We start from the raw sequence: 9,374 nt of genomic DNA, 5'->3' as shown, positions 1-9,374 counted from the left end.
CTTTGGGCTATCTGGACGAATGGAACTTTCCGGGCGACCGGGTGTTGGTCATAAAAAAGGGCAACGCCGGGGATATCGGCTATCGCCGGGAACGGTTCTTTGCGGGTGAGATGTGCTTTGTGCTTACGGCCTCGGAATACGTGATTCCGAAATACCTCTATCACTATCTTTGCAGTCGCCGGGGGGATTTGAAGCAGCGCGTAAGCGGGGTCATCCACTTCCTTAAAACCGTGGATTTGGAGAATTTTCCCGTGATTCTGCCGCCGCTTGAAAAGCAGATTGAAATAGTGAACAGGCTGAATGTTGCGGAATCGTATTTAGCGGTGGGGGGGTGGCAAATAAAATGCCGCCGTTTACATACAAAGACGTTTTCCGGATTGGGGACCCGTTGGGAGAGTATGTCTGCCGCTTGTTTTGATACAAATTAACAAAATTTATGAAGACAAACTAACAAAGATTGAAAACCATGAAATCTGAAAAAATCTTCCCTAATTTCACGCTGAAAGAGATGCTCTCCACCTCGACCGGGCTTCCCAACTTCCCGGAGACGTGGGAACAGTTCGTGAACCTGCACTCGCTGGCCGGATTCCTGCAATGCGTCCGGAACATCTACGGAAAGCCGATAATTGTAAACTCGGCGTTCCGCTCGGAGGCGGTGAACGAAAAGGCGGGCGGGGTAAAAAGCTCCTACCACCTGAAAGGGCTTGCCGCCGACATCCGGGGGACGGACGCCAAGGGCAACGCCGAACTGCTGGGAATCCTGAAACGGAACATCTCGCAAATAGACCAGCTGATAGCCTATCGGAGCGTAACCTCAAAGCGCATACGCTTCATCCACGTGGGGCTTCCGGAAGCGGAAAAGAAGCCGCGGATGCAGGTGATGGAGAAATGATGGACGCAATCGACTTTTCCACGAAGGCGGTGAAATTTTCGATTTACGCGCTGGGGACGGCTTTCGGAATCGCGGTCCTCGCCTTTTCCCTCTTCGATATTCTGCGCGACATGTTCGGCGAGCTTTTCCGACGGAGGAAATGACCGTGGAAAGCCTTAAAATCGTCCTTACGGGCGAGACGCCGAGCAAGAAGAATTCACGGGTCGTGGACAGGCGGACGGGGCGTACTTTCCCGAGCGCGGCTTTCCGGAAATGGCACGATGAAAAGGTTTTCGAAGCCTTGACGAATTGCCGCGGGGGCATCCCGCAGCCGCCGCTAAAAATCCGGTTCGTGTTCACCCACGGAGACTTGCGCCGACGCGATTCCGACAACCAGGCGTCCAGCGTCCTGGATTTGCTGGTCGATACAAAAATCATCCCGGACGACGGCTGGAACGTCGTACGCAATATCGAGATAGCGAATGGCTACGAAAAAGGGAAGCCGTCCGTGTCCGTGGAAATTTCCGCTGCGGAATAGCCGCCCTACTTTTCTATTTCGAAGGATACGGACAAACGGAGCGTTCCCGTATCGATGAGGGGCTGCGAACCGCCGTGGCGGCGACGCTTGACGGTATTCGGGGAGAGTGGCGTCCATTGTCCATTGGTCATGGCGTCCTTGATCTCCCCGGCCATCCTGGAACCGAGCATCTCCAAAAAGGCGGTCTTCGACATCTTCCCGGAAAGCATTCCCGGAAGATACGCTTTGAGGATTTCTGGCATCTTTTCGGCCATCTTCTTTTCTGCAAGCTGCATGAATGGGCGTGCCGGAATACGCCCGTACTTGTGGCCTGAAATCGTCTGTCCCGGTTCCCTCCCGTAGTTCAGCGTCCTTGCGATGAGTGCGAGGGATACGGGGCGTCCAAGTGCCGGCTGGTCCTTGCCGGTTGCCTTTTTCTCCATGAGGTGGGCGTAGGCCTCCGATGCGGTGACGTTCCCGTCCACCCATCCTGCACGTACCGACATCTTCCCGAGTTTTTTCAATTCCATAATAACCTGCATGTCATTATTTGACGAACAGATGTGACGTAAAATGTCAAACCGTATTGACATTTTCAGTCAATATGCCATTTAAAAATATATATTGTAGTAAAACGCCGGAGAGAAAATGGACGAAGAGTATATGAACATAAAGGGGCTTGCGGACAGGATCGGATTCTGCCCGGACACCGTATATGAATGGATAGCGACCAGAGGTCTTCCTGCCCGCCGCAACGGGAAGCGCGGGCGCATCACAGTGGTATGGAGCGAGTTCCTGCAATGGTGGGAGAGAAACAGCTGATTCCAGAATCGGGGACGACAGAGCGTCGCGAGTGGATGCGTAAGATAGCCCGCAAGGGAGGCTCCGTGTCGGCGGCGGAAAGCCGTGCCCGCGCAAAGTTCAGGAAGCTTGTGAACTCGATGCTGGACATCCCGGTGAACACGGACGGGAAACTGGGAGAAATACTGTCAGAAATCGGCATTGAACCGGGCGACGTGGTATCTGCACGGAAGGGCATCATAGGAGTCTTTATCGCCAAGGCAATTTCAGGAGACCTGAAGGCCGCCCGTTTCATCCTCGACCTTTCCGGGGCGACAGACATCGCGGCGGAGAAGCTGGCGAGAATCAAGGTGCTTGAGGCCACGGCGGAAGCGGGAGGGCTAGGCCTTGCCGATGCCGTGAAGGCAAGCGAGCCGCCGACGGAAAAGGAAATAGAGACGGAGGCGGCAAGGATGGGCGTATATTCGGAGGCAGTGGAATGAACGCGGCGATGATAGAGCTTGCGCGGCGCAACCTGATGGCGTTCACGCTGGCGACGAAGCCGGACTATAAGGCCGGATGGGTGCACCGCGAAATCTGCGCCAGGCTGATGCGCTTCATGCTGGACGCGCGTGCCGGAAAATCGCCACGGATGATTATAACGATGCCGCCGAGGCACGGCAAGAGCGAGCTTGTGTCGAGGCGATTCCCGGCGTGGTGCTTCGGCATCTGGCCGGACTGCAACATCATTGCGGCATCATACGGCGACAATCTGGCGAGGCGGATGAACAAGGACGTCCAGCGGATCATGGATTTGCCTGAATATGTCGAGATTTTTCCGGATATACGGCTCACGAAGTCCAAAAGGGACGGTTCCATCCGCACGTCGGAGTTTTTCGAAATTCCGGGACATTCCGGGAGCTACCGCAGCACAGGGGTGGGAGGCGGCATCACCGGGATGGGAGCCGACATCCTGAACATCGACGACCCCATCAAGGACAGGAAGAGCGCGGATTCCCCGACCATACGCGAGGGCGTGATGGACTGGTACGCTTCCACGGCCTACCCACGCCTTTCGCCGGGAGGCGGCGTGCTGGTGACGCAGACGCGGTGGCACGAGAACGATTTGGCCGGGCGGCTCATGGAGGCGCAGACGCAGGAAGGAATGGACAGGTGGACCGTCGTGAACTACCCGGCCATATCGGAACACGACGAAACGCATAGGAAGGCGGGCGAGGCGCTGCACCCGGAAAGATACAGACTGGACATGCTCAAGCGCATCCGCGCGAATGTGGGCGAATACGAATGGAGCGCGCTCTACCAGCAGCGTCCGACGCCGAGGGGCGGAGGCGTGTTCAAGAGGGAATGGCTGAGGACTTGGACAAGGGCGACGCTTCCCGCCGTATTCGACACCATGGTTCAGTCGTGGGACTTCACGTTCAAGGACGCCCAGAACTCGGACAACGTGTCCGGGCAGGTATGGATGAAGTCCGGCGGCAACTTCTACCTCATGGACTGCGTTGCCGAAAAGATGGATTTCGTTTCGCAGCAGCGTGCCATGAGGGCGATGACGCTCAAGTGGCCGGACGCCTACGGAAAGGTGGTGGAGGACAAGGCCAACGGATCGGCCATCATCTCGTCCCTCGGTTCGGCGATTCCGGGAATCGTACCCTACACGCCGAGGGGGAGCAAGACGGCCAGGGCATATGCGGTGTCCCCTCTTTTCGAGGCAGGCAACGTCTTCATCCCGCCGATGGACACGGAACACCCTTGGGTGGCGGACTACGTGGCCGAAATCACATCATTTCCCAACGCTCCCCACGACGACCGCGTGGACGCGACGACACAGGCCCTGGACTACCTGTGCGCAGGTTCCGGGCGTGGGGTTCTGGGGATTCTTTGACTTTGCAAACAAGGAGAACGAAAAATGGCAGAAAGAATGGATGACGGGGCATACACCAACGCCGTGACCGGCATGGGGACGCTCGAAATGGACAAGGCGGAGCACGTCAGGGCTTCGGCCTATTCGGGGGCTGACCTTCGGGAACTGGCGACAATGAAGGTGCAGGACGGCGTAGCGGCACGCATCGTCGAAAGCGTGCCGGAGTCTGCCCTGAAGCACGACATTTCCATCATCGGCGACGCCGACGGGCGCGCTTTCAAGGAATGTTCCAGGAAAGGGCTGATAGAGGCCCTCCGCAAGGCCGGAGAGGCGCAACGGCTTACGGGCGGCGCGGTGATAGTGACGGAATACGAGGACGACACCCACGTTTCGGAACCGCCTCCGGCAAGGGGAAAGGTCGAGGGCTACCGGGTCTATTCGGCGGGCGCGGTGGAGCTTTCCGTGACGGATTTCGACGGCGAGAAACCGAAAAGATTCAACGTCCGCCGCATGGACGGGAAGTCCGTCCCGGTATCCCCGGAAAGGGTCGCCGTCGTCCACGGAAAGACGCTGCCGGATGTCATTGCCTCCTCATCTAGTATCGGCGAGGCTTTCTTCGGAACGGGATTTTTGAAGCCCGCGGAACAGGCGATAAAGGACTTGGCGGCCACATTCGGCAGCGCGGTCTCCATGGCTCAGGAGAACGGGCTTTCCATCTTCAGGTTCGACGGACTCAACCAGATGATGAGCCGCCCCGGATGCGGGGTTGACGATCTCCAGAAACTGATGTCCGTGGTGAAGTTCGGCATGAGCTCCATGCGTGCGGTCTATCTCGGCGCGGGCGACAGCTTCGACTTCAAGAGCCACAGCTTCGGCGGCATCCCGGAACTGTTGCAGAAGCTGGTGAACCGCGTTTCGGCGTGCTGCGGCATCCCGGTGTCCATCCTTTTCGGCCAGTCGGCGACGGGGCTGGCGCAGACCAACGAGGGCGACACGAAGGCCTTTTTCGACCTTGTGTCCAACTGGCGTTCTAACTACCTCTACCGCCCGGCGGAGCGTCTGGTGGCCGACATCGCCCGGCGAAACCTTGGCAGGGACATGGGCGAGTTCGAGTGGGGCTCCCTGTACGAGATGACGGACTACGAGATGAACGAGGCCATGGCGAAGCAGGCGGAATACCTGACGAAATACATACAGACTGGCGTAATCACGCCGGACGAGGTGCGCGCGGGCGTATTCGTGAACGGGCATTCCTTCAACATCAGCGTGGAGGGATAGCAAATGGAAGGCGACTTCGGGCGATTCGTCGGCAACGTTTTGCGCGTAAAGTCAAAGAGGGGGCGTCCCCCCGTGCTTTCCGCCCAGGCGTTCTACCCCATGCGTGAGGAACGGGAACTGCAGTCGCTACTCAGGGGCGAGCTTCTGCGCTCGTGGACCGCAAGCGTGGCGGAACAGCTGGAAAGATTTTCCGACGAGGATGCATCCGAGCCATTCGGGGACGGCTTCATGGAGAAGGTCTGGAAAATCGCCGACGCCATCATCGTGAACGCCCAGCAGTCGCTCGTTAAATTCTCCGAGATGACCATAGGCGTCCCATACTACCCGCCCGCCGTCTCCGAAAGCGTGAAGAAGGACTGGGTCGATACCTTCCAGAAGCTCTGCATCAGTGCGGACACGCAGGGAAAGGCTGACATCGCCACGGCCATATACACGGCGAAAAGCGAAGGCAAGAACAAGTACCAGGTGGAGCATGAGGTGGAGCAGATCCTGCCCGCAAAGACGAGGCACCGTGCGGAACTCATCGCCCGGACGGAGACGGGGAAGCTGAACAACGCCGCCACCATGGCTACCTACGAGAGCGCGGGAATCCGGTACTACCGCTGGCTCGCCACCACGGACGAACGGACGCGCCCGACCCACGCGGCGATGAACGACATGATTTGCGCCGTGGGCGACCCGGACCACTACTACGAGGAGACCCCGGAGGGGCTTGTGAAGAAAGGCAGGACGGCGGGAATGTACCACGGCGAACCGGGGACGGACTTCCAGTGCCGCTGCACCAGCGTGCCGTGGGACCCGCGCATAGACGGCAAGTACGACGTGAAGGAAGTCCCGGAACCACCGGAAAAGGCGCCCAGCAAGCTGGAACAGGCGAGGGCCGAGACCGCAAAGGCGGAAGAGAGGGCCGAGGAGGCGGAAAAGAGGGCGACGAAAGCCGAGGAAAAGGCTAAGGAGGCGGAACTGGAAATGAACAGGCTATCCGCCAGAAACTCCGAACTGGAGAAAGAAATTCGAAAATTGCGGGCGGAATCGCTTGAAAGATCGTTCGATATACAGATAGCCAAGGAAGACCCGAATGTCCGTAAAAAATGGATTTCCATAATCAAAGAAAAATCCACCAATATACTTGATGGCGATTTGAAAGACAAACTGACCGTCGCAAGCCTCAAGGCACTAGGAGAGGAAATTCCAAAGACTCTAAAAAAATTCGGGCTGGAGAAATTCAAGGAAATAAAGGAGTCATCGGTGGATATGATCGCCGGATATTTGAACGGGAAGTTGTTCATAAATCCCAGCCAGTTCAACGACGCATTCGGAAATCCGAAGAAATTTTTTAACCTGCATATTATCGAGAACGCCAAACGTTACGGCCTGCGCGACTACGCCATCGACAAGCCGGAACAGGTTCGGAAGCATATCATAGACCACGAAATAGGGCATTACGTTTTTGACATCAGAGGGAAAATTTTCTATGGGAAATTGGTGGAATTGAGAGACGCAGAAAGGAATCCAATAAGCAGGTACGCTATGAATTTGCAAGATGTTTCGGATTATTTTGCGGAAATGTTCTCTGTATTTGCTAGAGGAGGCTCTTTGTCAACAGAAAAATTATATTTTATTGAAGAGGCCTTGAAATATGATACCGGCATTTAAAAATAGCGATACAATGTCCTACATACTAAAGTGGGGACAAGAGACAATCATCCATAGAAATGATTGTCCTAATGACGAAGTTTATGAAGATTTGAAAGGTTATGACAGAGCTTTCTTTTTCTTCAAAAAGCGTCACGCCTTTGCCGGTTTTGAAGAAAAAGGCAAATACTAGTTTAGACTCAAAATGTCACTTCTTTATTTTGTTTTCCGTTTTAAAACCATAAAAAGTTTTATTTTCAAAAACTTCAACAACATTTTCGTCATTGACATTTTTTTTCGTATATACATTTTGCTTCTTCTGCCGTAATAATAATTTCTCCGTCCTACCAATATACATAAAAATAAGACACCGAGCAAGCTGGAACAGGCGAGGGCGGAGACGGAAGCCGCCGAACAGAGGGTGCAAGAGGCGGAACGCAAGCTCCGGCTGATGACCGCAGCCAACGACAGGCACGCAAAGAGGACCCCTGAACAGCGCGCGGAAATTCAGGCCCGCTGGGACGAACGTCGGGAAATATTGTGTGCTCTTCCAAAAGCTACGTGGGATTTGGCGAAAACAATCGGCAATGACTATGTAAACGCCATAAAAGAACAACTGAAAAAACGCCCGAAAAATTACATCAAGGCTAGCCGTTTGTTGGAAAACACCATTGATGACATTTCCAAAGATGAAGCGTATTTTACCCCTTTTGATAACAAAATTTCAATTTATATGAAATGTGCAAAAACAAATCTTCGAGGTCAAGGGACGACAATGCTTCATGAACAAGGCCATGCGCTGGACTTTGCAATAGGAAAAGCGTGCGGATACAAAGGATATATTTCTGAAGCCATGGATTTTGGTAAAAGCGTTTCAAAAGCCCTGCGGTCTTCATTGCTGAAAGAAGCTGACGACTTTATCAAGGAATACGAAAAGACAAATCCTTTTCCGGCATGGTTCAGCAAAGAAAGGAAGCAGAATGCCTATATCGGCACGAAGTTTTTGGAGGGGTATTCTTCTCTCCCAATTCCTGACAAAATGATTTTCGGTAAAATCACGATTTGCAAAAATGCAAACAATAAAATCGATTATTACCATGAACACGAAGCGTCGGCAATATCAGATATTATACATGGAGTGTTTAAAGGTCGTTTTTCTTTGGGATATGGGCATAATAAATCGTATTGGAATTCAAAATCCATTGGCGCGGAAAGCTTTACACATTTTGGTACTTTGATTGAAAGCGAATTTGGACGAAAATTTTTACAAACGTATTTGTATGGACCGTTAAAGGAATGGGAGGACATGATAAAGCTTGGTGCGGACAAGGCTCCCGATGTTGATGAATCACTTAAAAAACATTAAATGGCTACAATAAAACATCCTGCGGCAAATCGAGTTTTTCGAAGGCGGTTTTGAATTTTTCGAACCCCTCTTTGGCCAGTTGGAATAGCTCATTCTCACTAATCCCCTTTTTTAAAACGAGGGTTTCTTTGTTGCCGGGATAATCAAGGCATAGACGTCCCGTAGGTTCTAATGTAAAAACTTGCGCTTTTTCCTTTTCAAAGTAGTTTCCAAAGAAAACCATAATCAAACCTCCGTTTTTCAAAAAAATACATAAAAATCAGCCTAATCGTGTCGCCAGCCGGGCGACTTTTCGCATTTTCATCCACAGACCAGCCTCTCGGCATTTTCGAGAGACTGCATGAACCAGACTCGCATATTACAAAATTTAAGGCAATTCGAGTGTAAGAACCTTTTTTACTTCTCCGTTCTCATTCATATTTTGAACGGTGAATTTGCCAAGCCCAATCAGGTCCATCCCGATTAGAACGAAATCATCTGGAAGAGGGGGAGCAGTCACTGCGATTTTTTGAAAACGAATGTTTCCAATCGCAATATCTACAATATGCTTGTTTGATGCTGTCGATCCGTTTGCCGTATGGTTTGTCGTTGTTCCTACGGCGGACAAGTTCAACGTTTTAGCTATGTTTGGCGAAATGCACGAAAGCGTTGCCCCGGTGTCCCAAATGGCTTTGGCGTGGCAGCTATTGCCTGTCAGCGGGTCGTACACCAAACACGGCGAGCAAAGCAGGTTCGTATCAAGATTAAAACTTTCAGTGATTACTAAAGGCACAGAAATGAATATACCGTAGAAATTTTACACGTATAGGCACCTTCTCCTGCTATACAGTGCTGAATAGAGAAGTTTCCTGCTCCATAATTTTTGCATCCGTAATCAAAAGCCTCGCCAACGGAATCAAATGCAGCGATAACATCGCACTCGCGAATAACAAGCTGCTTGCCATTGTACTTTTTCACAAGATCATCTTGGTTCGCTTTGAAAAATTCAAGGTCGTCGTCGTGATTGTAGTCCATTTTGACATCCGTTATCATGATAGCCAAACCT

The 9,374-nt window shown here is 52.8% G+C and carries 15 protein-coding genes; 11 read left to right on the top strand and 4 right to left on the bottom strand.

Annotated elements, in window-relative coordinates:
- The 4 genes from B5D40_RS14210 to B5D40_RS14200 form a co-directional block, all read left to right on the top strand.
- Nucleotides 1-428 (top strand): restriction endonuclease subunit S (locus B5D40_RS14210; protein ID WP_200804183.1); only part of this gene is annotated, 428 nt, incomplete at its 5' end.
- Nucleotides 429-466: 38 nt separating this feature from the next.
- Nucleotides 467-892 (top strand): D-Ala-D-Ala carboxypeptidase family metallohydrolase, encoded by a 426-nt coding sequence (locus tag B5D40_RS14205; RefSeq protein WP_078777446.1) that lies wholly within the window; start codon nucleotides 467-469, stop codon nucleotides 890-892.
- Entirely contained in the window at nucleotides 889-1,035 is a 147-nt protein-coding gene (locus tag B5D40_RS15765) for a hypothetical protein (RefSeq protein ID WP_158222042.1), read from the top strand. The genes B5D40_RS14205 and B5D40_RS15765 overlap by 4 nt, the downstream gene beginning before the upstream one ends.
- Nucleotides 1,036-1,037: 2 nt before the next feature.
- Nucleotides 1,038-1,409 carry a RusA family crossover junction endodeoxyribonuclease gene (locus tag B5D40_RS14200; RefSeq protein ID WP_158222043.1) on the top strand — a complete coding sequence of 124 codons (372 nt, stop codon included), beginning with the start codon at nucleotides 1,038-1,040 and terminating at the stop codon, nucleotides 1,407-1,409.
- A 5-nt stretch (nucleotides 1,410-1,414) separates the two neighbouring features.
- Here the strand turns inward: B5D40_RS14200 and B5D40_RS14195 are convergent, their stop codons facing one another.
- Nucleotides 1,415-1,918, bottom strand: coding sequence for a hypothetical protein (locus B5D40_RS14195; RefSeq protein WP_143394304.1), 504 nt, complete (start codon nucleotides 1,916-1,918; stop codon nucleotides 1,415-1,417).
- A gap of 118 nt (nucleotides 1,919-2,036) precedes the next feature.
- Between B5D40_RS14195 and B5D40_RS16580 the strand changes: the two genes are divergently transcribed.
- The 7 genes from B5D40_RS16580 to B5D40_RS14165 all read left to right on the top strand — a co-directional run bounded on the left by B5D40_RS16580 (nucleotide 2,037) and on the right by B5D40_RS14165 (nucleotide 8,329).
- Entirely contained in the window at nucleotides 2,037-2,210 is a 174-nt protein-coding gene (locus tag B5D40_RS16580; RefSeq protein ID WP_143159390.1) for a helix-turn-helix domain-containing protein, read from the top strand.
- Nucleotides 2,189-2,671: a hypothetical protein gene (locus B5D40_RS14190; RefSeq protein ID WP_143394305.1), complete on the top strand. Its 483-nt coding sequence runs from the start codon at nucleotides 2,189-2,191 to the stop codon at nucleotides 2,669-2,671. Before B5D40_RS16580 ends, B5D40_RS14190 begins: the two co-directional genes overlap by 22 nt.
- Complete coding sequence (terL, locus tag B5D40_RS14185; RefSeq protein WP_078777442.1) at nucleotides 2,668-4,071, top strand: phage terminase large subunit; 1,404 nt, start codon at nucleotides 2,668-2,670, stop codon at nucleotides 4,069-4,071. The genes B5D40_RS14190 and terL overlap by 4 nt, the downstream gene beginning before the upstream one ends.
- A 24-nt stretch (nucleotides 4,072-4,095) precedes the next feature.
- Nucleotides 4,096-5,328, top strand: a complete 1,233-nt coding sequence (locus B5D40_RS14180; protein ID WP_078777441.1) for an anti-CBASS protein Acb1 family protein — start codon at nucleotides 4,096-4,098, stop codon at nucleotides 5,326-5,328.
- Between the two features lie 3 nt (nucleotides 5,329-5,331).
- Complete coding sequence (locus B5D40_RS14175; protein WP_078777440.1) at nucleotides 5,332-6,984, top strand: phage head morphogenesis protein; 1,653 nt, start codon at nucleotides 5,332-5,334, stop codon at nucleotides 6,982-6,984.
- Nucleotides 6,968-7,156, top strand: coding sequence for a hypothetical protein (locus tag B5D40_RS14170; protein WP_078777439.1), 189 nt, complete (start codon nucleotides 6,968-6,970; stop codon nucleotides 7,154-7,156). Before B5D40_RS14175 ends, B5D40_RS14170 begins: the two co-directional genes overlap by 17 nt.
- A gap of 258 nt (nucleotides 7,157-7,414) precedes the next feature.
- Nucleotides 7,415-8,329 carry a hypothetical protein gene (locus tag B5D40_RS14165; RefSeq protein WP_078777438.1) on the top strand — a complete coding sequence of 305 codons (915 nt, stop codon included), beginning with the start codon at nucleotides 7,415-7,417 and terminating at the stop codon, nucleotides 8,327-8,329.
- A gap of 4 nt (nucleotides 8,330-8,333) precedes the next feature.
- On the opposite strand, the gene B5D40_RS14160 is transcribed toward B5D40_RS14165, so the two are convergent.
- From B5D40_RS14160 to B5D40_RS14150, 3 genes are all read right to left on the bottom strand, one after another.
- Nucleotides 8,334-8,552, bottom strand: a complete 219-nt coding sequence (locus tag B5D40_RS14160) for a hypothetical protein (RefSeq protein WP_095849438.1) — start codon at nucleotides 8,550-8,552, stop codon at nucleotides 8,334-8,336.
- 144 nt (nucleotides 8,553-8,696) lie between these two features.
- Complete coding sequence (locus B5D40_RS14155) at nucleotides 8,697-9,101, bottom strand: retropepsin-like aspartic protease (protein ID WP_158222044.1); 405 nt, start codon at nucleotides 9,099-9,101, stop codon at nucleotides 8,697-8,699.
- Nucleotides 9,092-9,374 (bottom strand): hypothetical protein (locus tag B5D40_RS14150; protein WP_078777435.1); only part of this gene is annotated, 283 nt, incomplete at its 5' end. The genes B5D40_RS14150 and B5D40_RS14155, both read right to left, overlap by 10 nt.

Source organism: Fibrobacter intestinalis (genome assembly GCF_900167415.1).
GTDB classification, from domain to species: domain Bacteria; phylum Fibrobacterota; class Fibrobacteria; order Fibrobacterales; family Fibrobacteraceae; genus Hallerella; species Hallerella intestinalis.
The sequence above is the reverse complement of the archived record's forward strand: the minus strand, read 5'-3'. Positions and strand labels throughout refer to the sequence as shown.